The organism is Acinetobacter tandoii DSM 14970 = CIP 107469 (assembly GCF_000400735.1).
Classification (GTDB): Bacteria; Pseudomonadota; Gammaproteobacteria; order Pseudomonadales; family Moraxellaceae; genus Acinetobacter; species Acinetobacter tandoii.
Window position 1 is genome coordinate 88,529 of sequence record NZ_KE007368.1, and the last position, 25,319, is coordinate 113,847.

General features: G+C 39.8%; 20 protein-coding genes. 6 read left to right on the forward strand and 14 right to left on the reverse strand.

Features of this window, described 5'->3' with window-relative positions; genetic code table 11:
* Positions 1–85: 85 nt before the first annotated feature.
* The 3 genes from I593_RS13780 to I593_RS13790 are packed head-to-tail and all read left to right on the forward strand — an operon-like array spanning position 86 to position 2,298.
* Positions 86–304 (forward strand): hypothetical protein, encoded by a 219-nt coding sequence (locus I593_RS13780; protein WP_016168197.1) that lies wholly within the window; start codon positions 86–88, stop codon positions 302–304.
* Positions 304–1,239 (forward strand): CgeB family protein, encoded by a 936-nt coding sequence (locus I593_RS13785; protein WP_026440908.1) that lies wholly within the window; start codon positions 304–306, stop codon positions 1,237–1,239. The genes I593_RS13780 and I593_RS13785 overlap by 1 nt, the downstream gene beginning before the upstream one ends.
* Positions 1,240–1,278: 39 nt before the next feature.
* On the forward strand, positions 1,279–2,298 hold the full coding sequence (locus I593_RS13790; RefSeq protein WP_016168199.1) for a glycosyltransferase: 1,020 nt from the start codon (positions 1,279–1,281) through the stop codon (positions 2,296–2,298).
* 26 nt (positions 2,299–2,324) lie between these two features.
* On the opposite strand, the gene rfbC is transcribed toward I593_RS13790, so the two are convergent.
* From rfbC to I593_RS13845, 11 genes are all read right to left on the reverse strand, one after another.
* On the reverse strand, positions 2,325–2,873 hold the full coding sequence (rfbC, locus tag I593_RS13795) for a dTDP-4-dehydrorhamnose 3,5-epimerase (RefSeq protein WP_016168200.1): 549 nt from the start codon (positions 2,871–2,873) through the stop codon (positions 2,325–2,327).
* Positions 2,863–3,753, reverse strand: a complete 891-nt coding sequence (gene rfbA / locus I593_RS13800; RefSeq protein WP_016168201.1) for a glucose-1-phosphate thymidylyltransferase RfbA — start codon at positions 3,751–3,753, stop codon at positions 2,863–2,865. Before rfbA ends, rfbC begins: the two co-directional genes overlap by 11 nt.
* Entirely contained in the window at positions 3,750–4,643 is an 894-nt protein-coding gene (gene rfbD / locus I593_RS13805) for a dTDP-4-dehydrorhamnose reductase (RefSeq protein ID WP_016168202.1), read from the reverse strand. The genes rfbA and rfbD overlap by 4 nt, the downstream gene beginning before the upstream one ends.
* Before the next feature lie 2 nt (positions 4,644–4,645).
* Positions 4,646–5,713 carry a dTDP-glucose 4,6-dehydratase gene (gene rfbB, locus I593_RS13810; protein WP_016168203.1) on the reverse strand — a complete coding sequence of 356 codons (1,068 nt, stop codon included), beginning with the start codon at positions 5,711–5,713 and terminating at the stop codon, positions 4,646–4,648.
* 131 nt (positions 5,714–5,844) lie between these two features.
* Positions 5,845–6,882, reverse strand: a complete 1,038-nt coding sequence (locus I593_RS13815; RefSeq protein WP_016168204.1) for an ELM1/GtrOC1 family putative glycosyltransferase — start codon at positions 6,880–6,882, stop codon at positions 5,845–5,847.
* Positions 6,883–6,894: 12 nt separating this feature from the next.
* Positions 6,895–7,878, reverse strand: a complete 984-nt coding sequence (locus I593_RS13820; RefSeq protein ID WP_016168205.1) for a glycosyltransferase — start codon at positions 7,876–7,878, stop codon at positions 6,895–6,897.
* Positions 7,879–7,880: 2 nt separating this feature from the next.
* On the reverse strand, positions 7,881–8,660 hold the full coding sequence (locus I593_RS13825) for a polysaccharide deacetylase family protein (protein WP_016168206.1): 780 nt from the start codon (positions 8,658–8,660) through the stop codon (positions 7,881–7,883).
* A 43-nt stretch (positions 8,661–8,703) separates the two neighbouring features.
* Positions 8,704–9,594 carry a mitochondrial fission ELM1 family protein gene (locus I593_RS13830; RefSeq protein ID WP_016168207.1) on the reverse strand — a complete coding sequence of 297 codons (891 nt, stop codon included), beginning with the start codon at positions 9,592–9,594 and terminating at the stop codon, positions 8,704–8,706.
* Positions 9,595–9,668: 74 nt separating this feature from the next.
* A complete protein-coding gene (locus I593_RS13835) occupies positions 9,669–10,595 on the reverse strand; it encodes a branched-chain amino acid transaminase (RefSeq protein ID WP_016168208.1) in 927 nt (308 codons plus the stop codon).
* 18 nt (positions 10,596–10,613) lie between these two features.
* Complete coding sequence (gene glnE, locus I593_RS13840) at positions 10,614–13,412, reverse strand: bifunctional [glutamate--ammonia ligase]-adenylyl-L-tyrosine phosphorylase/[glutamate--ammonia-ligase] adenylyltransferase (protein ID WP_228130584.1); 2,799 nt, start codon at positions 13,410–13,412, stop codon at positions 10,614–10,616.
* Between the two features lie 278 nt (positions 13,413–13,690).
* Entirely contained in the window at positions 13,691–14,953 is a 1,263-nt protein-coding gene (locus I593_RS13845) for a sensor histidine kinase (protein WP_016168210.1), read from the reverse strand.
* A gap of 322 nt (positions 14,954–15,275) precedes the next feature.
* Here I593_RS13845 and I593_RS13850 point away from each other — a divergent pair, with 322 nt between their 5' ends.
* Positions 15,276–16,850 carry a sensor domain-containing diguanylate cyclase gene (locus I593_RS13850; RefSeq protein WP_035301904.1) on the forward strand — a complete coding sequence of 525 codons (1,575 nt, stop codon included), beginning with the start codon at positions 15,276–15,278 and terminating at the stop codon, positions 16,848–16,850.
* A gap of 95 nt (positions 16,851–16,945) precedes the next feature.
* On the opposite strand, the gene I593_RS13855 is transcribed toward I593_RS13850, so the two are convergent.
* Together I593_RS13855 and I593_RS13860 are read right to left on the reverse strand one after the other, a co-directional pair.
* Positions 16,946–18,994, reverse strand: coding sequence for a putative bifunctional diguanylate cyclase/phosphodiesterase (locus I593_RS13855; RefSeq protein ID WP_016168212.1), 2,049 nt, complete (start codon positions 18,992–18,994; stop codon positions 16,946–16,948).
* A gap of 274 nt (positions 18,995–19,268) precedes the next feature.
* A complete protein-coding gene (locus I593_RS13860) occupies positions 19,269–21,458 on the reverse strand; it encodes a carboxy terminal-processing peptidase (RefSeq protein ID WP_016168213.1) in 2,190 nt (729 codons plus the stop codon).
* A 225-nt stretch (positions 21,459–21,683) separates the two neighbouring features.
* Here I593_RS13860 and nagZ point away from each other — a divergent pair, with 225 nt between their 5' ends.
* Positions 21,684–22,703: a beta-N-acetylhexosaminidase gene (gene nagZ, locus I593_RS13865; protein ID WP_016168214.1), complete on the forward strand. Its 1,020-nt coding sequence runs from the start codon at positions 21,684–21,686 to the stop codon at positions 22,701–22,703.
* Between the two features lie 109 nt (positions 22,704–22,812).
* Positions 22,813–23,688, forward strand: a complete 876-nt coding sequence (locus I593_RS13870) for a class I SAM-dependent methyltransferase (RefSeq protein WP_016168215.1) — start codon at positions 22,813–22,815, stop codon at positions 23,686–23,688.
* Positions 23,689–23,759: 71 nt separating this feature from the next.
* Here the strand turns inward: I593_RS13870 and I593_RS13875 are convergent, their stop codons facing one another.
* Positions 23,760–25,085, reverse strand: a complete 1,326-nt coding sequence (locus I593_RS13875) for an alpha/beta fold hydrolase (protein ID WP_016168216.1) — start codon at positions 25,083–25,085, stop codon at positions 23,760–23,762.
* Between the last annotated feature and the right edge of the window lie 234 nt (positions 25,086–25,319).

Here is a 25,319-nt window from a genome sequence, read left to right on the forward strand (position 1 = left end):
AGCTGATTACTTTTATTCATTTGAGATCAAATCTGAGCAGTGGCATAATAGCCCGCAGTTTTTATGATGATAGATGAGCAAGCTTATGGCTATGCGTCCTGAAGTCCGCCGTCGTGGTCTTGTGGTAATTGTTTTTGCAATCGTCCAGTGGTTATTCATGCGCTATATTCTTGCCAATGGTTTATTTAACCTAGACACCTCTGACCGTATTTTATATTTCTGCGTAAGTAGTTTAGGTGGCGCCTTTGCGATTTTTGTCGGTTTGATTTACATGGTGCTTAAAGGCAATCCGGATCGCGAATGATGTCTGAGTATAAAATCCTTGTTATTGGAAAACGTGGCGGAATTCTACAATGGTATGAAAACCTGTTAGCCATTCAAAAGCCAGACTCCCCTTTTCAAATCCAAGGATTTGCACTTAATCACAACAATAGTACGGAACGATTTTTAAAGAAAGTTCTGCCAAATAAAGACCGTTATACTGCGAATTTATTGAAAAAAAAGATTCAGCAATTTCAGCCAGACCTGATTCTAATTGCAGATTTATTTTATTTTAATGAATTTTTATTAAAGGTTTTTTCTGAATATTCAGGCAAAATCGCACATTGGATTGGTGATTTCTTCGATCATCGATTACTCCGATCTAAAGATATTATTGATCTATATTGCTTCACGGACTCAAGTTTCCTAGATGATGCTGCGAAACTTGGACTCACTCAAACCACGTATTTACCCTTGGCTTATAATCCAGATATTTTCTTTCATTCAACAACTGAAAAAAATGACCGATTATTATTTGTAGGTGCGTGGTCTCCAGATCGTCAACATCTCTTGGAACAAATTCCCTTACCTATGACGATTTATGGTAAAGGTTGGGATAAGCTAAATAAAGCAGATAGTACAATTCACCCGCAGAATATTAGTTTATTAGAAGTTGCCGATTTATATCGACAGCATCGTTATGTATTGAATGTCATCAATAAAACCAACATCCGCCAAGGAATGAATATGCGCTGTTTTGAAGCCCCTGCTTGCGGATGTATTCTGGTCAGTGAGTATGTAAAGGATCTTGAATTTGTATTCGATGTCCAAAATGAAATCATTTGTTTTACAGAACCTTCCGAACTACAAAACAAACTGAATAATTCTGTTATTAATCCTTTAGATGCGATGAATAAAGTTCAACAAAGCCATACTTATCAAAATAGGTTAGATGCAATTATTGAATTATTATCCTAGCAATTGATTTCCAAATTAAATTAAAAGGTTTTTCTCTCCGTGTTAGTGAGCGTTATTGTCCCTAGTTATAATCATGCACAATATTTAGAAGAAAGAATCGAAAGTATTCTCAAACAAACTTATACAGCGTTTGAAGTTATTCTTTTAGATGATTTATCACCTGATAATAGTGCAGAAATCCTGAATAAATATAAGAACCATCCAAAGGTATCACACTGTATTATTAATAAAAAAAACTCTGGTTCTACCTTTCACCAATGGAATAAAGGCATGAGCCTTGCCAAAGGTGAGTTAATTTGGATTGCAGAATCAGATGATGTAGCCGAAGCGACTTTTTTAGAAAAACTCGTCTCACATTTCATTCAAAATCCCAATTTGGTTCTAGCATATAGTCAGTCGCATCGAATGAATGCACAAGGTAAAGTCACTGGATCTTGGAAAGACTTTACTGATGCTGTTGATCCAATCTTATTCGCAAATGATTTTGAAATGTCTGGGCTTGAATATATTGATCATTTCCTAAATACACAAAATACTGTTCCGAATGCCAGTGGTGTATTATTTAAAAAGCAAACTTATCTTGATGTTGGCGGTGCCAACCCAAGCTTAAGATTTATTGGCGACTGGGAAATCTGGACTAAAATCATCTCTCAAGGTGATATTTTCTATACGGCAGAATGTTTAAATTATTTCCGTTATCACGATACCAGTGTTATTGCCCAAGCTAAGAAAAAGAAAGATCACTTTGAGGTACGTCGGCAAGTCATTCTATTTCGGGAAAGCATGAATGCCTTTTTTGATCACTATAGAAAGCAACAACCACGAGCAAATAAAATCTATTTAAAGAATAGAAAGTCTTTATCTAAAGAACTGCGCAAAAATGCCTCTTTAGCTATTCGACGTCGCTATTATGATCGGATTATTCCAAGCAGCATAATTGCTTTACGCACCCTTCCTTTTTATGTTGCACCTTTTTTTATTCTAAAGTTGTGTATGCAGTTCATTCTTTCAGTTGCCTTAGTCGCACCTTATAAAACTATATTGAATAAGCCAAAATAAAGAAAAGGAGCTATTGCTCCTTTTCTTTATTTAAATAAGTTGGCTTGATTATCTTTATCACTCACCAACACGTTTTCAATTTCATATAAAGGCCACTCAATTGCAAGTGTCGGATCATTCCAAATAATCGCGCCTTCACTTTCTTTATTGTAGTAGTTTGTGGTTTTGTACAAAAACTGCGTATTATCTTCCAACGCTAAAAAACCATGTGCAAAGCCTTCAGGAATCCAAAACATGGTTTTATTTTCTGCACTCAGCTCCACGCCAACCCATTGTCCATAGGTTGCTGAATCTGGACGAATATCCACTGCAGCATCCCAAGCTCGCCCTTGCACTACACGGACTAATTTCCCTTGTCCATAGGGTGCATTTTGATAGTGTAAACCGCGTAATACGCCTTTTTGTGAAAACGAATGATTGTCTTGTACAAAAGTCGGAACAGCTTGCTGCAATTTTTCTAAGGCTTGTGCAAATTGTTGTTGATTAAAGCTTTCCATAAACCAACCACGATCATCCCCAAAAACATTGGGCTGAAGAATCAATAAGCCTTCAATTTTCGTGGTTTCAACCTGCATTTGCTTCTTCCCAAATCTTTTTCAGATACTGACCATATTCGGTTTTTTGTAATGCTGTCGCACTCTCTAAAAGTTGTTCAGAACTGATCCAACCTTGATGGAAACCAATTTCTTCTAAACAAGCAACCTTCAAAGACTGACGCTTTTCGATGGTATAAATAAAGTGACCCGCTTCAAGCAGCGACTCATGCGTCCCCGTATCTAACCATGCAAAACCTCGTCCCAACAACTCTACATTCAGTGAACCATCCTTAAGATAAGCATTATTAATATCTGTAATTTCAAGCTCACCACGGGCAGAAGGTTTTACTTGCTTAGCAAACTCGATAACACGATTATCATAGAAATAAAGTCCTGTTACTGCATAAGGAGATTTTGGCTTAAGCGGTTTTTCTTCAATACTTAGCACTTTACCCGTTGGGTCAAACTCAACCACGCCAAATCTTTCTGGGTCTGTGACATGATAACCAAAAACTGTTGCGCCCTGTTCTCTTGAGCTTGCAGCTTCTAATTGTTTACCAAAACTTTGACCATAATAAATATTGTCGCCCAAGATTAAGCAAACATTATCTTGCCCAATAAATTCTTCACCAATGATAAATGCCTGAGCAAGCCCATCTGGAGATGGCTGGACTTTATAACTCAGCTCAATACCAAATTGCGAACCATCACCTAATAATTTCTGATATTGAGGCAAATCTTCAGGTGTAGAAATTAATAAAATTTCACGGATACCTGCTAGCATTAACACTGAAAGCGGATAATAAACCATGGGTTTATCATAAATCGGTAAAAGTTGCTTTGACACACCTTTGGTAATTGGATGTAAACGGGTACCAGATCCGCCCGCTAAAATAATACCTTTACGTTTTAAGCTCATTGACTTAGTAGCTCCGCTAAAGTTCGTTTCACGCCTTCTTGCCATTGAGGTAGGACAAGCCCAAACGTGTTTTGTAATTTTGCATTATGCATTCGTGAATTATGAGGACGGATTGCAGGTGTTGGATAGGCCGATGTCGGAATCGGATTCACTTTTTCCACCTTCAACACTTCTCCCAAAATATGTGCTTGCTGAAAAATAAAATTGGCATAACCAAACCAAGTCGTTTCACCGCTTGCAACCAAGTGATAAATTCCTGACTTTTGCCTATCAACCCAGACTTTAGGAATAATTTGTGCCGTAATGTCTGCAATTAACTCGGCTGAAGTCGGCGCACCAATTTGATCATCAATAATTGAGAGTTCTTCTCTTTGCTGAGCCAAATTGAGCATCGTTTTCAAAAAATTCTTGCCTTTTGTTGCGTAAACCCAAGAGGTTCTAAAAATCAGGTAAGCACAACCACTTTCAAGAATCGCTTGCTCTCCCAAGGCTTTTGTTTTGCCATAAACATTCAATGGAGCAACAGAATCTGCTTCATCAAAAGGTTGGCTGCCTTCTCCTGAAAAAACATAATCTGTTGAATAATGCACAAATAAAATCTGCTCGGCCTGACAAAGCTCTGCAATCACCTGAACAGTTCGATGATTAATTAAATCTGCTAATTCTGGTTCCGACTCTGCTAAATCCACCGCTGTATAAGCAGATGCATTAACAACCACGTCAGGTTTAATTGCTATGATTGCCTCGCGAATCGCTTGCGGCTGTGACATATCACCAGAATAACCATTCAATCCATGACGGTCTAATGCAGTCACCTCTGCCAATGGAGCAAGTGCACGTTGCAGTTCCCAACCTACTTGCCCATTTTTCCCGAGTAATAATATTTTCATAACTAGCCTTGATACTGTGTGCTTAACCATGATTGGTATTCACCACTTTGCACGTGCTGTACCCATTCGGTATTGCTTAAGTACCATTCAACCGTTTTTCTTAGCCCCGTTTCAAAAGATTCTTCTGGTACCCAGCCCAGCTCTGCTTTTATTTTTGAGGCATCAATTGCATAACGGACATCATGACCAGGACGATCTTTTACATAAGTGATCAAATCCTGATAAAACTGAATTCCTTCAGGCTTATTCGGTGCCAATTCTTCTAACAATTGACAAATGGCGTGGACTACATCAAGGTTGGCTTTTTCGTTATGTCCACCAATATTATAAGTCTCTCCGACGACTCCCTGCGTCGCAACAACATACAATGCACGCGCATGGTCTTCTACGAACAACCAGTCACGAATTTGCTGACCATTTCCATAAACAGGTAATGCTTTACCTTGTAGTGCATTCAAAATCATTAATGGAATTAATTTTTCAGGGAAATGATATGGCCCATAATTATTCGAGCAATTCGTCACCACGACAGGCAATCCATAAGTACGATTCCATGCACGTACTAAATGGTCAGAACTAGCCTTACTGGCAGAATAAGGTGAACTCGGTGAGTATGACGTCGTTTCTGTAAATAAGTCTGTGGTGCCTTCCAAATCTCCATAGACTTCATCTGTAGAAATGTGATGGAATCGAAATGCCGCTTTACCTTTTTCCGCTAGGCTACCCCAATAAGAACGACTTGCCTCTAATAACTGGTAGGTTCCAATAATATTGGTTTCAATAAAAGCAAAAGGACCAGAAATAGAGCGGTCTACATGCGATTCTGCTGCTAAATGCATTACAACATCAGGCTGAAAATCTGAAAAGAGTTGGTCTAATGCAGCTCGGTCACAAATATCAGTTTGAGAAAAATGGTAGCGTGGATGATCAGCAACAGAAATTAAAGATTCTAAATTTCCCGCATAAGTTAATTTATCTACATTTAATACTTCATGTTCAGTATTTTGAATAATATGACGAACAACTGCCGACCCAATAAAACCAGCACCGCCAGTAATTAAGAATTTCATAATGAATTTTTTGACTCCACATTCTTAGTGGGAAATTTTATCATTGATTTAAACTTAAATTTACTGATTCATTTGCAAATATGCAGCAATATCGTAGTCATATTACAAAAGAAAACCAGTTTCCCCAAAAGTTAGTTCAATCTTTTTTCCAGTTCACTCGCCATCGCCTTGGAATGATTTTTAGGTTCAAGGAACTGTAGCGCTTGTTTAAACTGAAAGGAATTCGATAGATCATAACAAGTGATCCATTTTTGCTGTTCCAGAAATTGTAATTGTTGCTGAATCGCAGCATCATGCATTTTAGTCGCATCAGAAAACACGATTAATGGCTGACCTGACATAACAACTTCAGCCATCATCGAAGTTGAATCTGCACTCGATAAAACCCAATCTGCCGCCAAAATATAATCTTTAATATCACACTGTTGGCCTTGTGCAACCCAAGTGACCTGATCATTAGTCTGCAAAATATCATGCGCATAACACAACTCTGCCAAACTTTGTTCAAACTCAACTGATGTTCTTCGGGAAGTCGTCAACAAGAAACATGCCTCAGGATATTCACTACGAACTTTTTGCAGAACAGCCCCCCATTCCTCTACAGAACCAATACTAACAGTCTTGGTATCCGCTCCAATCAACACCGTTATGACTTGAGCAGATGATGAAATACCTAATTTTGTTCTTGCCTGCATTTGAGTCGAAGACAAAGCACACATTTTATTTGGGGCAATCGGATAGTATAAATAATGTGCTAAATTTTCTTGTTCAGCTTGTATGGTAAACACAACATCAAAATAATAAGACTTAATGCCACGCAAAGAACTAGCGACAATATTTTTTACAGCTTGTGTTTTAGATAGTTCCAGTTTAAGCAATGCATTGGCCAAAAGTGTATTTCCACCAGCGGATACAATATAAGCAACTTTTTTCTGCTTGATGTTGACCAGTTGCTCACGGGACAAAAATGCAGTCAACCATGCTGTATTCGGGCTGAATTTCATCAACAATTTCAATATTCGATACTGCCATTTACTAGGCAATTCAAGTTTGAGCCATTCTACTTGATAAGTATGCTGTTGATTTAAAAGCTGTACAATTCCCTGTGTCTGGGTTTCATGACCTGCTTTGCCATCGGTAAGTGCAAGAATAATCGGCTGTTGGCTCATATTAAATCCCATTTATGACACAAGCAAAGATTGATAAATTTGTAAGGTATGTTCAATCATTTTCTGAAAAGTAAGCTGTTCTTGCGCCATTGCATACGCTGATGCGAAATCCATAAAAGGGGCTTCGACTTGTAAATAATGCTGAAGTAAGGTATTTAAAGCATTACTGCTCCCTGCCTCACATAAGAATTCCGCTGGAACAAATTCTGCCATCATTCCAACATCAGTACCCAATACAGGTCGATTCAATAATAGGCTTTCTGCCAAAGTATAAGGACCACCCTCACGCAATGAAGAAACAATTAATGCTTCATGTTCATTGATCAACGTATGAATGTCTGAACGATAGCCTAGCAAAGAAACCCGATTAGACAATTGATACTGCTGAATCAGTTGTTCAAGCTTGCTCCGTTCCTCACCTTCTCCAACAATTGAAAGTGAATGTGGAATATATTTCCAAGCCTCTAATAACAGATCAAAACCTTTCACCGAATTCAAACGCCCAATCGCAATAAACTTTCGGTTTTTCTGAAAAGGTGTTGGCGATACAGTAATTTTAGTTCCGTTATAAATAACTGTAGTTTTATTCGGTTGGTTTAAAGTCTCTGCAACCGAACGACTCACGGCAATCATGTGATCAAATGCAAAATATGCCTGATTACTTTTCTTTTTGCCGTGAACAGTCACCACGCTTGGAAAACTAAACTGTTTGAGCATACCTTGTAACAGCTTCGCAGTTTTAGAAGCATGCGCATGTAAAATATCAGGCTGAGTTGCCAGAATGACTTTTTTTAGTTGATATTTTGTCCATGGATTATAGCGGCTACCACTCATATCAAAGACAACAAAATTGACCTTCTTAGACAATTGGCTTTGATATTTTTGATGTGCAATTAAAGAAACTTGGTGAAACTCTGCAAGCCCTTCAGCAAGTTCTAACACATGCTTTTCTAAACCACCTTCTTCATCACTGGCCATCACAAGCGTAATGTTCATGTTTAGCCCTCACGCTTGCCTAATTTAAGTCTTAGCTTCACCGCAAAAAGTGAATCTTTCCCACTAATTTTAATACGTTGCAATTGCATAAAATCAGGTTGCTCGCCATCAATTCCTTCAACGGTTGTCACCGCATTGTGATAACCAGCCTGTTTGGCCAACGCCACATCACGTGCAGAATAAATCCCAAAAGGATAGGCAAAACTGGTCACTGGTTGTTGAATTAATTGTTCAAGCTGCTGTTTAGACTTGGTTAATTCTGCTAGACATTCAGCATCATTTAATTTATCTAAATTGGCATGGGTCATGGTATGCGAGCCAATTTCCACCAAACCACTATTCGCCAAGAACTTCACTTGTTCATCATTAAGCTTTAGCTCACGTGCCAATTCGCCACTGTTATGATGTGCTTTTTTATACGTCGACCAGTCCCGATCATGACGATCAACCACTACATAAATGGTGGCTTTGGCTTGATAGTTCTCCAAAATCGGATACGCATTTTCTAGGTTATCCAAATAACCATCATCAAAAGTAATCGCTACGGTTTTTTCAGGGTGTTGCCCCCAATTCTGTTGTAATTCTTGCATCGTAACAAAATGAAAACCTTGTGCACTCATCCATGCCACTTGCTGCTCAAATTGTTCAGGTGTAACTCTTAGCTTATTAAATTTTGCCCCATCTATATGCTCTCGTACCATGTGATACATCAACACACGTGGTCGTTTCCAATCTACTGCAGGTTTCCACCACGCAAACTTGTAACTAAACAGTACCACCATCACGAACAGAACAAGAAATAAGTAAATCACAGGCAACTTCTGCTTATTGAGCTAAAAGATATGTTGCCACACGCTCTGCTTCTTTAAAAGCATTTGGTTCAGGCAACTGAGCTAACAAGAGCGATTCCGAGATAATTCCTTTCCTTAATAATCCATCTACCGATGTCGTAATACGGTCCTGTTTGGTCCGATCCATGGCAATCACGCCAACTCTACAACCTGCAGTCAGTGCCTCATAAATCATCGAGACACTGTCTTCCGTGACCCAGACAGCTTCTGCCTGTTGCATTTCTTCAAAAATCCAACCTTGTGGCGTCTGTTCTACAGGAAAAAAGTGCACATGAGGTAAAAAAGGATATGTATTCAAGCGTTCAACAAACTGCTCAGGCGTTCGACGCGAAGTTGTAATAATAATTTCATTCTCGGAATGTTGCTTCACAATGTGTTCTATCGATGCAAAGACTTTATCCTCATTCCATTGATGACGCTTAGATGAACCACCCAATGCAATTAAAATCCGCCCTGATTGATGGCGCTGTTCATTCACAATCGGATTCAGTGCCCCTTGGGTCACAATCACCCGATCAGATGCTAGAATGCCATCATGTTCTGGAATCACACTGAAATTAAACCAAGCGAATGGGTAATTCGGTTTCATTAAAATGACTGTTTTTGCTTGCCTATAAATCTTTCCGAGCAACAGTACAGGTAATTGTGGGTGACTACCGACTCCAATAATTAAATCTGGTGAGGTTTTCAACCGTGGAATTGATCTATGGAATAATCCGAGCAAAAGTGAAAATAAAGCTAAATCTTCTATCGAAATTTCTTCAAAGCTGACCGTTTCTGAAGATTGTCTTTGTATAGCTTTAAACAAGCCGAGTGCTTGTGAACGGTGTCCCGCCTTTCCATCACTAACATAGACAATATGCATAAACTTAAACCATGATAAAATTTCAATAAAAAAGGCGAAACCGAAGTCTCGCCTTTTGATCTTAACCGATCAACTTAGTTTACGTAAGTCAACCAGTGTGCATATTTGTCATTACGACCTTGAACTGCATCAAAATAGGTTTTTTGAATTTCAGTTGTAATTGGACCACGTGCACCACAACCAATTTGACGGTCATCATATTCGCGAATTGGAGTAACTTCAGCAGCAGTGCCTGTGAAGAAGGCTTCATCCGCAATATAGAATTCATCACGAGTAATACGACGTTCTACAACTTGGTAACCCAAGTCTTTGGCAATAGTCATCACAGTTTGACGTGTAATACCATCAAGCGCACCACCAGCGATATCTGGGGTATGTAACACACCATCTTTCACAAGGAATACATTTTCGCCAGAACCTTGGCAAACATAACCTTGAGGATCCATTAACATTGCTTCATCGTAACCAGAATGTGCAACTTCTTGGTGAGCAAGAATCGATAAAGTATAGTTACCCGAAGCTTTTGCTTTACACATCGTCACGTTTGGATGGTGATGCGTGAAAGAAGAAGTTTTTACGCGAATCCCTTTCGCCATAGCTTCTTCACCCAAATATGCACCCCAACCCCATGCTGCAACTGCTGCATGAATCGTGTTGTTCGTCGCTGCAATACCAAGTTTTTCAGAACCAATCCAGATTAACGGACGTAAATAGCAAGATGCTAATTTATTTTCACGAACCACATCAATTTGAGCTTGTTCTAGCGTCGCTTGATCAAATGGAACTTTCATTTGATAAATTTTTGCAGAATTAAGCAAACGCTTAGTGTGGTCTTGTAAACGGAAAATCGCTGTACCTTTTGGTGTCTCGTAAGCACGCACACCTTCAAAGACACCCATACTGTAGTGCAAAGTATGCGTTAAAACGTGAACTTTCGCTTCACGCCAATCAACCAATTGTCCATCTTGCCAAATAAAACCATCACGATCAGCCAAATTCATGGCACACACTCCAAATTTTTATATACTGTCATTTTTATCCAACATAGCCGTAGCAGTTGGATCTATTAATCTTTGCCATAACTTGCAAACGATCACGCGGGTATTGTGCCAATCCGCAGCATTGACTTGCATGGATTGATTCGCAAGCGCTAAACGGTGGCTCTCGGCTCGTTCACTGAGATAAGCTTGAATCAATGCTGTTGCATCGTTACTGGATAAGCAACCTGCTTTTGCAGCGTCTTCAAGGATTCGTACATTGTCGGAGTAGTGGGCGAGATCGGGATTCGACCCACTCCAGGCTAACACAGCATACTGTGCCATAAATTCAATATCAACGATACCACCTGCATCCTGTTTTAAATGAAAAATTCCATCTTTTTGCTGTTCTTTAGAAGAACCTAAATGGTCTTTCATTTTCTGACGCATTTTGAACACTTCTTCACGCACATTGGCCTCTTCTCTAGGCAAGGTTAAGATTCGGCAACGCAGTTGCTCGAACTTTTCCCGCAGTGTTTCTTCGCCTGCAATCGAACGTGCACGAACCAATGCCTGATGCTCCCATAACCAAGCATTTTTAAGTTGATACTGCTCAAAGGCTTTTAGACTGGTAACCAAAACACCAGCCTCACCCGAAGGGCGTAAACGTGTATCAATTTCATAGACTCGACCATCGAGGGTTTGTGTCGTCATCAATGAGATAAACTTTTGGGCCACCCGCATGGCAAATTCAAAGCCACTAATGGATTTCGGGCCATCTGTATCTGCTTGTTCATCCATATAATGAATAAACACCAAATCTAAATCCGAACCATAGCCCAACTCAATGCCGCCCACCTTACCATAGCCCACAACGGCAAAAGCCATATGGTCAATGGCACAGCGCTGCCCTTCAATATCGAGTGGAAAGCCATGTCTTTTCGCAACCATTTGATATGCCATGTTCAAGGTTGCATTCACCGATACTTCCGCAATATCGGTTAAGGCATCAGAGACTTTCATGAGTGGACTTTCAGCTAGAACATCGCTGGCTGCTACCGCCAAAACATTAGATTTTTTAAAGAGACGTAACACCCGCATCAGGTCTTCGACTTCATCGAGTTCAATACGCAGCAATTGCTGACGTAATGAATCTTGTAAATCCTGACGGCGAGGCAATTCAAAATCCATCGATAAAAATTCATCTAGCAATACGGGATAATGCGTCAATTCTTCACAAATCCACGGACTAACAGTCGCCATTTTGACTAAACGCTGTAGTGCACCCTTGCTCTCAATCAACATCACTAGATACACAGTACGGCGCATTACCGATTCGACCAAAGGCATTAAACGCAATAAGGCAGTTTGTGGTTTATCCGACTCTAAAATCGCTTCAATCAAATGTGGCCAGAACATTTTTAAACGCTGCACGGCTTTGGCAGGCAACTTTTTCAAAGCATTACCATACCAAAATTCATGCACCAAATTTTTAGCATCGTCATCCAATACGGCTTGTAAACGTTGTTCTAACTGACCAAAACTCTCGACCAATGGGTCAGGTTCTTTTTCTTTAATCAAATGCTCAAACTGATAAATGACTTTGGCACGCTTTTGGTTGAGCACATCCAGAAATGCTTGCCAGTCAGCATAGCCCAAAGTTTCTACCATACGTTGGCGTAGCTCAGGCTCATGAGGTAAAGATTGTGTTTGTTGATCATTTAACGCTTGTATAGCATGTTCAACTCGACGTAAAAATAAATAGGCATCTTCCAGTTCAACCACCACTTGTGGATCAAGTAATCCGACTTCACCCAAATGATGCAAACTCACCAGACATTGACGATCTTGCAACTCAAGTTTTGAACCGCCATAAATTAACTGGAATACCTGTACGATAAATTCAACTTCACGAATCCCGCCTGCACCTAGTTTAATGTCATCTTCAATATTACGACGCGCCACTTCTCGTTCGATCATGGCTTTCATTTCGCGCATGGCTTCAAATGCGGTGTAATCAACGTAGCGTCGAAACACAAATGGACGCGTCATGGCAAGCAACTCATCCCCTTCCTTGCCACCCGTCACAATACGGGCTTTAATCCAAGCATAACGCTCCCATTCACGACCATGCTGACTCAAATATTTTTCCAAAGCTACATGGCTAATTGCGAGCGCAGATCCATCTCCCCACGGACGTAGACGCATATCCACACGGAACACAAAACCATCGGCAGTCATGTGATCCAGTAAATAAATCAGCTTTTGCCCCCAAAGAATACAAAACTGCTGGACCTCAATACATTTACGCCCATTGGTTTCGCCTTGCTCATCGAAGGCAAAAATCAGATCGATGTCACTCGATAGGTTTAACTCTTGTGCACCATGTTTTCCCATGGCAATCACGATCAAGTCTTGGACTTTACCGCTATAGCCTATTGGCTCACCATGCTTGGCAACCAGAGGTTTACGTGCAAAATCTTTCGCTGCACAAACCATCGCATCCGCAAAATCGGATAGCTCGCGTGTTAAGGTCACAACATCGGTCAATTGGTTCGCGTCTTGCCAAATCCAGCGAAACATCAAACGTGCCCGCAGAATTCGACTTAAGCGTAGCCATGTAGTTTCATCTTCTACGTTGTCTAATTCTTGGTGAACGTGTAAAAAAATTTGCGAGGTGGTGAGTGAAGTCTGAAACTGATCAACGCCATAATCTTGTTCTAATAAGCTCTTATGAATTGCCAAAACCTGTTCTGCATATTGGCTCGCACACAACGTTTTCTGCAATTGTTCAGCGTTCATCAAGCGTTTTTCTCCTGCTTTAGCACATGCTTCATTCAATTTATTTTTCGACGATCGAAATTCATGACATCTTAATTTTCATCTGCAGATAATCATTCCAGTTTTCACCCAGATTCAAGCATGAAGGACACTTTGAATCAGTGAAGTTCTGACCGAATACTCAGCATATTTCGAAATAATCAGAGCCGATATTGGGCATAAGTCTGAATTCGACTTCATTTCGAGTGTACTCAATCAAATGCTGGGATACTACCGAATGCGTGTCATTTTGAACGATTTTTTTAGAACAATATGAATCATCTGGAAAAGATATGTGATTAAGACGAAGTTTCTTTTTTCTTTTGGTTTTGACTCAGGGCTAAATAAGATTCCGCTTGCGGCAAAATCACTTTAAATAAAGTACCTTCCCCCTCTTTGGATTGGACTTGGATTTCGCCCTGATTAATTTCTACAAAACGTTTACACAATACTAAACCAAGCCCCATGCCTTTTTCGCCATCCGTGCCTTTAAAACTGACCGTTAACCGTGGTTGAAATAGCTGTTCAATTTGTTGCGAAGTCATACCCAAACCTGTGTCTTGAATCGCAATCTCAACCCCTTTGCTTGTGACTTCAGCAGAAATCTTGACTACGCCAGAACCATCCATATGAGTAAACTTTAATGCATTAGAAACTAAATTCTGAATCACCGAAGTGACCATATTAATATCAGCAAAAACTTTAATTTCTTCGGGTACAGCATCAATCAATTGAATCTTCTTTTTAATGGCTAAGCCATTCAGCACATCAAAAACAATTTTTGAAGCTTGTTTTAACTGGAAATTAATCGGATGGAAGACAAAACGACCACCTTCTGCCATCGCCCAATTAAGCAAACTTTCCAATAAACTATACGTAGATTGCGTCGTGTCATGTAAATAGTCGGCAATATTCTGAATACTGTCTTCATCCAAACTGTCACGCTCTTGGGCTAACACTTCTGAAAATCCAAGCAAGCCATGAAAAGGAGCACGTAAATCATGCGCAATAATTTGAAAAAACTTGGTTTTACTAAAATTTAATGCAGACTGCTGCTCATACATTTCTTTTAGTTCGGCATAATCGATTTTAAGTTCAATGTGCTTCATTAAACTAGCGAATAACTCTTGCACCATCTGAATCTGATCTTGCGAAAATGCTTGTGTTTGAGGACCAAATAAAGCCACATGACCAACCGAATCACCTTGGCTATTTTGTAAATTCAAAATAACTAAACGGGGTTGTGATACTAAGCCTAAAGTCGAAATCACTGTTAAAAATTTCGAATAATCAGGATGTCGCTCATCGATATACGCATGTCTAACCAAATTTGGAAACAATGAAGGGCTGGTATAAGCTTTTAAACCTGACTGCATTGACACCCATGCATAAGGCTCATTATTAAATTGTAAAACAGCATAATCTACTGCCAACAATTGACGTGCCAATCTGAGATAAGTCGCAATCTGATTCTGTGATGAGGTAATCCCCAACAGTAATGAAAGTCTACAAGCACTTAACTGCTCGGTTTCTGAGCCAATTTCTAAGAGTTGTATGTTCATAATTGCCTCGGAAAAATCAAACATTGCGAAGGTAGATTGTACAGATTGAGCTAAACCTTTAATTAAGAACCGATTTTTTAATTATGATACAAAAAATTAAAATATATTTACAAAAACAATATAATACTTAATCTCTGAGTTGACCAGTCATACGCGTATTAAACGCATAGATAAATTTCATCAAAACTAGATTTTTATCTCGTTTCTCTATACATTGTCCTATGTAAAACAAGTTTTATTCAGACTGACTTTCAATCCAATATCGTCACTCGACAGCATTTAGCATATACGACATTTTCAACAGCACCTGACCCATATTGTGATGACCTCTCTGCAAAGGCTACTTTCAAAGCTCAATCTAGATTTGAGAAAGTTAATTCTTTTTCTTGCCATGTTTAGTGTATTTAGCCTATTCGTGATTTCACTGGCAGTGAGCTATTACATTCAGCGTCAACAACTAATTGAAAATTCATTATCAGTTAATTTTGATTATGCTTCAAAAATTGCGCAAGGAACGGATTTACAATTTAAAAGTCTAGTTAAGCAACTGGCATATAGTGCAGAAATTTTGGGGCATTCTTTTGATGACCCTGCCGCTCTACAAAATGAAGTCAATCGTCTACGTTATCAATCAGATTTTTTTGATAGTGTCGTGGTGATTAATAAAGAAGGACGTTTTGTCAGCTATGCCCCTGAACAATTGGCATTTAATAAACAGCAAGTCAATAAAACCTATGGCATTCAACTGTCATTAGAAAAAAAAGCTCCTGTTATCACACATCCTTACTATTCCATTCGACATAATTTAATCGTCTTTATCTCCCAACCGATTTTTGACCAAAACCACCAATATCTCGGTTTTATTGGCGGAGCGTTGTATTTAAAGAAAAATAATTTAATCCGAGAGTTACTCAGTATCAAATATAATTATCAAAACAGTTATATGTATGTGCTTGATCAATACAATCGCATTATTTTTCATCCTGATGCTAAACGTATTGGTGAAACAGTCACGCACAACTCAGGGCTTGCTCAAATTCAAGCAACCAAGTATGGAAAAATTGAATTGATAAATAGTCAAGGGCGAGAAAATCTCGCGGGTTTTGCCTATGTGCCTTCCACCAAATGGATCATCATTTCTCAGCAGCCCACAGCAGTATTATTAGAACAAGCCACCAGTATTGTTTATAAAACTTTATTCGGTATGTCGATCTTTTATCTGGTTATTTTCTTTATCGTCTGGCGTATTGCTTATCTTATTTCCAACCCACTAGAACAACTGGCAAAAATGGCCAGTGTATTGAATACTCCAGATATCGATCAAAGAATCAAAAGCATTGAACCTTGGTATTTTGAAGTTTTAAAATTCCGCCTCTCTTTACTACTAAGTGCTCAAAACTTTAAAAAGAGGATTAATGAGCTAAATTACCACGTCAACACTGACCCACTGACAGGCTTTTATAACCGTCGAGGTATGGATGTATTTACCCAAGAATTGATTAATGCCAAAACCCAGTTTTGTGTGATTGCCATTGATATTGATCACTTTAAACAAGTCAATGATACCTATGGACATGACAAAGGCGATGTGGTTTTACAAAAAGTGGCTGAACTAATTCAAGCCAACTTCCGTGATAACGATGTGTGTTGCCGTTTTGGCGGTGAAGAATTTATCGTACTAACACCAAGTACAGATTTGAATATTGGCCATAAATTGGCAGAACGCTTAAGACTCAAATTAGAATCGACTTTAATTGAAGGGATTGGCCCGATCACCATTTCGATTGGTCTTGCACATTGGCCTGACTCTTCTGCACATATCAAAGCGGTAATGAAACTGGCCGATGAAAACCTATATCAAGCCAAAGCGAATGGACGCAATCGCATCTGTATGTAACTTAAACTGGTGCTTTAAAATTTAATTACGCTCAAGGAACAATCTTGAACAATCAAAATCAGACGAGAACCATCCACCACACTTTAGTTTGGTAGTTAAAAGTGTTCGAGTTGTTCGACTTCCATGGGCATAGCCAGTAAATAGCCTTGTAGCTGTTGGCAGCCTAAACGCGATAAAATTTCGGCTTGTGAGGCACATTCCACCCCTTCAGCAGTCACCACCAAACCAAGTTTAATCGCCAGTTGAATAATACTTTCTAGAATCATTTCCTCTTTAGAGTCGACTTCTAAATCATAAATAAACTCACGGTCTATTTTCAGTTCATCTACTGGAAGATTTTTTAAATACAGAAAACTCGAATGACCTGTTCCAAAATCATCAATTGCCAACTTGATGCCCATTTGGCGCAAACGTTCAAAACTCAAAATACTGGATTCAATATGATGCATCGCAGTCGTTTCTGTAATTTCAATCATCAAATGACTTGGATCAATTTGATATTTTTCAAATAACTGTTCAAGGTTGGTGAATAAATGCTTGTGCTCAAATTGCACTGCAGAGAGGTTTACAGCAACGGGGAAAAACGGGGCGTTATTTTTTTCCCAAATTTGAATCTGACGACAGGCTTGTTCCAATACCCAATAGCCCACTTCAATAATGAGTCCAGTCTTTTCTGCCCCCCGAATAAACATATTCGGAGTTAATAACCCCAAAGTTGGATGCTGCCAACGAATTAACGCTTCTACACCACAAATTTGATGATCACGAGTAGTAAATTTAGGTTGGTAAAACAAGATAAATTGCTGCTCTTCCACAGCTTTATATAAATCATTGATTAATTTGGTTAAGCTTTTAGTTTCCTGCTGATCTACCGTGTAGTTAAACACCGAATAGGTATTACGCCCCTGATATTTAGAGGAAAGCATGGCCGCATCTGCATTGATTAATAAATCTTGCAAATTATTGCCATGTTCAGGAAACATCGCGATGCCAACGCTTGCCGAGATATTAATTTCCTTTCCTGCAATCAAAAAACTATTTTGAATTTGTTCAAGTGCAACATTTGCCATATGCTCAGCTTGTTCTAAACTCGCATCTTCAATCACCAGCAAGAACTCATCTCCCCCAATACGGAGTAATTTTTGATGTTCATTCAATTGGGCATGAATACGGCTTGAAAGCTGTACCAACAATTGGTCACCCACATGATGACCAAAGACATCATTTACGCTCTTAAAACGATCTAAATCAATAAAAAGAAAAGCGATTTTCTGGTCGTTATAACGGTGATTGGTAAATAGAAAATGGGCATATTCAGCCAAATACAAACGATTCGGTAGCTTGGTCAGATTATCCCTAACTGCTTGTTTCGCCAGCTCTTGGTTTGCATTATATAGTTGTAAGTTACGCTCTTCTAAACGCTGCTCTAATACTGCTACAAAAAAAGCGGCAATAAAAATCAGAGAAGTCACCAATAATACGGTAAATAAAATTAGACTATAACCTGATTGATTTAAAGTGATTAAATCCGTCGCATGTTTGACAAATCTGGTGGCGGTCATACCACTAAAATGCATACCAACAATCGTGATTGACAGCATTAATGCAATACACAGCTTTAACCAGAATTGATATTTAATTGCAGCTTTATATTTAAATGTTAACCAGAACGTTAAACCTGAACCACAGATTGCAAAAATAATCGAGAACAGCACCAACATGGCATCATATTGAATATGATAAGACGGTAATTCTAATGCGAGCATCCCTGTATAGTGCATACCAGAGATCCCTAATCCCATCAAAACTGCCCCCATAATGAGACGAGCAAATGATAAGGTTGGACGGGTAATTAACCAAATAGCAAATGTGGAAGCAATAAATGCAATGAAATAAGAAGTTAAGGTCAACCAAAAATCTATACTAAATGGTTCTGGAAAATGGCTGGCAAAAATAGCAATAAAATGCATACACCAAATGGCAACCCCAAGCACCAACCCGCTGGTCACCAAAATGACTTTGTGAAGCTTCTGCTGCGGCCCACGGAATAATAACTGTTCGAGTGACACGACCATTAAACATGCCAACAAAGCAAATAAAATAGAACCTATAACTAGGCTTAAATCATAATGTATATGAACCATATAAAGCTTCCGTTTAGGTCATCTTTTTTTTATCAATACATTCAAAGTCGAGCTCTCAAGCGATAAAAAACGTTAAGTTTTTTTCAAATTTTATAATCTTGTTTAGAATCTAATACTCTATCGTTTTGGTCAAGTGTTTATTCTGGATTATTTTTACTAATAGTTGTCTTAATCAACTGTTATCCATTTATTTTTTATGTCTTTTTTATACTCAAAATGTAAGAAAGCCAGCCCATTTGGACTGGCTCTAAATCCAGTCTATCCTACTAAAAAATTAAGACTTCACTTTCTGTATTTTCGTATAATCAAGCAATACATTCGCAGCTTCGGTCACAAATGCTTCCTCTTCAGGCAATGCAGGACGTTGTGTAGCTTTCATTTTGGCACGAGACTCTGCCAATGCATCTAAAGAAGCTTGGTAACTCTCCCAATTTGCATATGGCTTTTGACCTGTTGCCTGACGACGCTGATTTTCTGCCTTCAAAGTTTCTTGCTCTAGCGCAATTAACTCCGCTTTGCGTTGCTCAATATCCAACACGATACGTTTTTGCTCATCCGATTTTTTCGCAATCGCTTTACGCTGTTCCAAATATTTGAACTGTGGCTCAACACTCACGCGTTGTTCAGAAGCTTGATCAAGTTGTTGCACATAAGGTTTAACAGAGCCTTCTCGCTTGAATGGTGCTGTTGGAATGGTATCCCATTTCAAGGCATTCTTCGCTTTACGTTCACCAAATTCTTCATTATAGATATCCACCAATGTTACATCTGGAATGACACCTTTGTTTTGTGTGCTTCCCCCTGTCACACGGTAGAACTTACGTTGAGTCAAGGTCGCCTGCCCATAAGCCAAACTGTCCAGTTGAACTTGCGCAGTCCCCTTACCTGTGGTGGTGCTACCAATCACAATGCCACGCTCATAATCTTGAATCGCAGCAGAGTAAATTTCACTCGCCGAAGCAGAAGCCAAATTAACTAATACTGCCAGTGGACCAGCATAGGTTTGCGCGCCACCATCATCATCTTCAAACACGCTTACATTACCATTGCCATCACGAATTTGTACCACTGGACCCGACTTAATCACCTGCCCTAACATACGTGCTACTTCTTCTAAAGAGCCACCCGGATTATTACGCAAATCAATAATGATACCTTCTACATTTTTCGTTTGTAGGTCTTTCAGGGCATTATTGGTATCTTCAGACACTGAACGATATTCGTTACCTGCACGGCGTGCGCGATAATTCAAATAGAATGATGGGATTTCAATCACACCCATGCGGTGCACTTTACCATCACGTTTCACTTCGACCACACGTGAACGTACCCCTGCATCTTCTTCCTGAATCACATCACGAACAATTGTCACATTCCGTGCTTGGCTCATTGAAGCACCTGTTGCCAACAAGCGTACAGTTACTTTGGTTCCACGTTTACCACGAATCAACCCCACAATTTCATTGCTTGGCCAACCCACAACATCTATCATTTTTTCGCCATCTTGTGCCACACCAATAATGCGGTCACCCGACTTCACTTGTCCTGTTTTGCTTGCAGGCCCACCATCTACAATAGTTTCAATCTTGGTATAGTCTTCATTACCACGTTCTGGACGAATAGATACCCCAATCCCTTCCAACTGCAAAGTCGTTTGACGGTTCAATTCCATCGCATCGACAGGTGGGAAATAGTTGCTGTGCGGATCATAGGTCAGCATCATTGCATTTAAGGTTTTATCTAGAACATCATCACTTTTGGTACGGCTAATTCGTTCCAATTGACGGGTATAGCGCTTGGTCAGCGTCTGAACAGGTGTTAAATCTTCTGGGCTGGTTAAATCCTGCCCATTGGCAAGTTCAGGATTATCTTTTAACACTTTTTGCTTAGCCAGTTCTTCTTGTTTGCTGATGGTCAAATTGATGAGTTGTGACACCAGCATTTTGTGCCAATAAGTACGCTGCTCTTGAGTATTTTTAAAATAAGCCGCTTTTTCACGATCAACATCGATGTAGACATTTGGCTGATTCAAGTTTTGCGGTTTTTTCAGCTCTGCCAACATAAACTCATAAAACTGCGCCAAACGCTCACGATATTGGGCATGAATCGCGTAGGGACCTGTTAAATCCCCCGCTTTTAATGCCGCACCAAAGGTCGCCCCATATTGTTTCTTATATTGCTCAACTTCTGAGTTCAGAAAAATCGTATGGTCTGGATCTAAGCTGTCCAGATAAAAATCGAGAATACGATTCGAAGTATCTGCATCCAAACGCATATTTAAATAATGTTGACGGTCAACTAAGGTTGCCAATTGTCGTGAAACCAGCGCTTGTTCTTTTGTTGGCACGACAGATTTTGAGACTACAGCGGTATCGTTGGCTGCAATTGCTTGATTGATTGCGTGTGTGAAAAACAAACCACCAGTCGCAATGGCAACTGCACAAGCTATTGTTTGAAGTTTCATAAATAATTTGTACTTCCTTGGTTTTTGACCAAAATTACTGCTTCGTTATTCAACATGAATGGTGCAGATTCAACATCTTAAACAACTAAATATGTTTATGTCGTGTAGTTTTATCATAATCTGTGCTGACAAAATGTAGCAAATCATTGCAAAATTCGGGTATTGTTTCGCGGAAGCTGATCCCTTCAGCCTTTTTATTTAAATAATTCAAACACGGACACCGATATGATTGGCGCATTGATGCTAGACATCGCTGGCACAGAACTTACCCAAGAAGATATTGAACTATTGCAAGCTCCGCAAGTCGGTGGCGTTATTTTATTTGCACGAAATATTCAGTCCCCACAACAAGTCCGTGCACTGACCGATCATATGCGTCAAATTCGTCCTGAAATTTTAATTGCGGTCGATCAGGAAGGCGGTCGTGTACAACGTTTAAAACAAGGCTTTACCCTACTTCCTGCAATGGGCCGCTTTGGTGAGTTATACCAGACTAATGCTGAGCAGGCATTAGACCTTGCTGAACAATGCGGCTGGCTCATGGCAACTGAGGTTTTGGCTGTTGGGATTGATTTTAGCTTTGCACCTGTACTCGACTTAAACGACATTAGCGATGTGATTGGTGACCGTGGTTTTGCCAAGAACATGCAAGACATTGTGCCACTTGCCAGTGCTTTTCTGAAAGGCATGAAACGTGCAGGTATGGCTTCAACAGGCAAACACTTTCCTGGGCATGGCTCAGTGAAGGCAGACTCACATGTCGCGGCTGCCATTGATTCACGTCCCTATGCCGAAATCTTTGCTAAAGACATGCAAAGTTTTATTCAACTGATGCCGCAACTCGATGCCCTTATGCCTGCTCATGTAATTTATGATCAGGTCGATCCGAACCCAGCAGGCTTCTCTGAGTTCTGGATTCAAAACATTCTTCGTCAAGAGTTAAAGTTTGATGGCGTACTGTTCTCTGACGACTTAAGCATGCAAGCGGCCTGTGTTGCAGGCGGTGCCGATGCTCGCATTCAAGCTGCACTGAAAGCAGGCTGTGATATGGGGCTGGTATGTAATGATCGTGCTGCACAATGTATTGCTTTGGCAGGCATGACTGAACTGCCTCTACCAAATCAGCAACGTTTAGAACGTATGCGCGGGAAAATCCCGAATATTCAAATTGGTGAAACTTTAGCGCTGGGTGCTGAATGGCAACGTGTCAGAGACAACATTACCGCCTTTAGAAATGCTAACTAACTATTCGACGGAAGGAGCACCACAAAGTGCTCCTTTTTCATTATGATGTAAGCACTTTCAGCAACTATTGCTGTACTAAAATCAAAACAAAAAAGTAGGTCAGGAAGACATGTCAGAAGGACTTTCACAACATCGCCATATCTCTTTTACAGCCCATTACACAGGTTATATTTGGTATCAAATGGGGATTTCAAATGCAGTTTTTGCCACTACCAAAGGTAAATTTTTAGCAAAACTGGTGCATCCATTAGAGTCTTGGGCAGAACGCTATGTAGGGGGAAGTATGCGCAGCACCTTAAAGCAACGCCACCGCATGATTGATGAACATCTTTATCAATTGATTGCCCAGCACCCGCAACTACAAGTCTTAGAAATTGCATGTGGGCTTTCACCGCGCGGTTGGAGTTTCCGTCGCAAGTTTCCTAATTTGGTCTATCGAGAATTAGACTTACCCGAAATGGCACACGTCAAAACTCAAGCACTGCAACAACTTGAATCCAATAGCCCTCAGGTACTGAGTGCTGATATTTTTAGCGATGAATTTTCTCAGGTTTTTCAAAAATTTGACACGCGCTTTCCACTGGTAGTAATTAGTGAAGGGCTGATTAACTATTTTGATAAAACCTCATTGGCACAATTATTCCAAGCCATCAGCAATAACGGGAAGTATTTTCCCGAAATCCACTATCTCAGCGATATTTATCCTGAACCCGTCAAAAATAAATTGGCACATATCATTTGGAGCAGCAGCAAACTGTTAAAAATGATGTCTCGTAGTGCCTTTAGTTTTCACTTTACTCAACCAAATGAGCTTCAGATTTTTTTGCAAGATGCGGGTTTTCAAACATCATCTGTCATTCAACCCAAACTCTATTTCCAAGTGCAAACAGATGAAACCACATCGGAAGAACATCTTGGCGATCTGGTCTGGATGCTACACGCCACAAGTAAACCCCGTACCTTACATCCCGATTTAAAACATTAAAACAAAAGGGGGAGCTGTTTATAGCTCCCCCTTTCATTGATCCTTGATTGCAAATTTAGGGTCACAAGATTTTAAGCACTTGCCGACATCATCAAGGCTTGCTGGCGTTGAATATAGCGCAGTAGACGTTCTGCCACGTCAAAACTGCCATGCTTAAATAAAGCGCGAACATGTGTTTCACCTATCTCAAAGATTAAACATTCAATCGTAAAAGAACCCTCTTCATCGTGCAGATGTAAAGCTAAATCACGTGGATATTGCGCAGCGATTTGACTGTCACCTTGGGTAAAATTGAGTTTTAAACCAAAGAAATTCATATCTTCAATTTCAGTTGATAACTGTAAATCTGAATGACGATGAGTTAAATGAGTAAATGGTTGACTCACCTGAATTCTTGCTTCGCCTCGACGTTCCATGGTTAATAACTGCGCTCGAGTCATATTCAGAATACCATCTAACTGCTGAATAGATTCGCCACGCAAATAAGTTGCGAATAAATGCATGGTTTCTTTACGGCGTTGTAATTGTGGCACATGATCCGCGTTGGCAATCATGGCAAATTCCATATCAGGACATTGCAAGGCAAAATTGGCATTTTCATAAGGCAAGGTGAAACTGTCATATTGACCACATGCAACCAAAACCTTACAACTTGGAATAGGCACATCAGTTAAACGCAGCAAGCGATTACAGTTAATTTCATAGCGTTCTTGCTCGGTCGCAGTAAATTCTGCCATCTGCCGAAAGAACAACCGTTTTGCCGTTGGTGACATTCGCGTCACATCTAATTTGGCATGATTCACCAAATACAAAATGACTGCCTGACCGAACTCCTCCATACGCTGTTCTTGCATTAAAAATAAAGATTCTTCAAGTAACATGCGCCAGCTTTTGCGTGTTTTTTGCATCACCCCCATCAAAATCATGCGATCAATCAATTCTGGACGTAAATCTGCCAAACCCGATGCCAATACTGAACCTAAAGACATCCCCATGACCGAAACACGCTTCAGCCCGACAATATCCAACCACTGTCCCAACATGACTGCAAGATCACTTAACTCCAATGTTCCTGCCGAAAGCCCTGTGTCGACATTAGTAATTTGCTGATTTGCGCCCATAGAAGGTAAATCGATTAAAATGACAGGTCCTGCGGCAAACAGTTGCTCTACACAATATTTATAAGAGTTAAAATTTTGGAATGCGCCACCAATAATCACAATCGGGGTACGGTGAAGTGTTTCAGGTTCAGCAATCGCCATATACTCGATTTTCCATCCATCTATCCAAGTGGTTCGAGCTGGCTGTTTAAAGCTGTGCTTATTATATAAATCAAAAAAACCATGACGGTTTATTGATGACTGTAATTCCGCGTCCAATTGGATAATGGAATTCATATTCCTTGCCTCCATCCTTGTCTTATTTTTATTTTGCAAGACACTACTTAATGCAACGTATGTGCCTATTTTTAAGCACAAACTCATTCTATTTTTGTGTAAGACGTCAATGTCATTATCGCTTGTCATCATATACAAAGGTTGTTTTTAGGCGCAACTCATTCCATGACCGCTTGTCTTTTTTTGCCCTAAAAGCGATAGGATGCATCCTGTACGCTAAAGTTTTATCTATTT

Coding starts and splice junctions, on each gene's coding strand:
- I593_RS13850 (WP_035301904.1), top strand. CDS start 15,276: ATGACCTCTCTGCAAAGGCTACTTTCAAAGCTCAATCTAGATTTGAGA.
- rfbD (WP_016168202.1), bottom strand. CDS start 4,643: ATGAAAATATTATTACTCGGGAAAAATGGGCAAGTAGGTTGGGAACTG.
- rfbA (WP_016168201.1), bottom strand. CDS start 3,753: ATGAGCTTAAAACGTAAAGGTATTATTTTAGCGGGCGGATCTGGTACC.
- I593_RS13875 (WP_016168216.1), bottom strand. CDS start 25,085: ATGAATTCCATTATCCAATTGGACGCGGAATTACAGTCATCAATAAAC.
- I593_RS13825 (WP_016168206.1), bottom strand. CDS start 8,660: ATGGTGGTACTGTTTAGTTACAAGTTTGCGTGGTGGAAACCTGCAGTA.
- I593_RS13785 (WP_026440908.1), top strand. CDS start 304: ATGTCTGAGTATAAAATCCTTGTTATTGGAAAACGTGGCGGAATTCTA.
- I593_RS13855 (WP_016168212.1), bottom strand. CDS start 18,994: ATGGTTCATATACATTATGATTTAAGCCTAGTTATAGGTTCTATTTTA.
- nagZ (WP_016168214.1), top strand. CDS start 21,684: ATGATTGGCGCATTGATGCTAGACATCGCTGGCACAGAACTTACCCAA.
- I593_RS13780 (WP_016168197.1), top strand. CDS start 86: ATGGCTATGCGTCCTGAAGTCCGCCGTCGTGGTCTTGTGGTAATTGTT.
- I593_RS13820 (WP_016168205.1), bottom strand. CDS start 7,878: ATGAACATTACGCTTGTGATGGCCAGTGATGAAGAAGGTGGTTTAGAA.
- I593_RS13845 (WP_016168210.1), bottom strand. CDS start 14,953: ATGAACATACAACTCTTAGAAATTGGCTCAGAAACCGAGCAGTTAAGT.
- rfbB (WP_016168203.1), bottom strand. CDS start 5,713: ATGAAATTCTTAATTACTGGCGGTGCTGGTTTTATTGGGTCGGCAGTT.
- I593_RS13860 (WP_016168213.1), bottom strand. CDS start 21,458: ATGAAACTTCAAACAATAGCTTGTGCAGTTGCCATTGCGACTGGTGGT.
- I593_RS13870 (WP_016168215.1), top strand. CDS start 22,813: ATGTCAGAAGGACTTTCACAACATCGCCATATCTCTTTTACAGCCCAT.
- I593_RS13830 (WP_016168207.1), bottom strand. CDS start 9,594: ATGCATATTGTCTATGTTAGTGATGGAAAGGCGGGACACCGTTCACAA.
- rfbC (WP_016168200.1), bottom strand. CDS start 2,873: ATGCAGGTTGAAACCACGAAAATTGAAGGCTTATTGATTCTTCAGCCC.
- I593_RS13835 (WP_016168208.1), bottom strand. CDS start 10,595: ATGAATTTGGCTGATCGTGATGGTTTTATTTGGCAAGATGGACAATTG.
- I593_RS13815 (WP_016168204.1), bottom strand. CDS start 6,882: ATGAGCCAACAGCCGATTATTCTTGCACTTACCGATGGCAAAGCAGGT.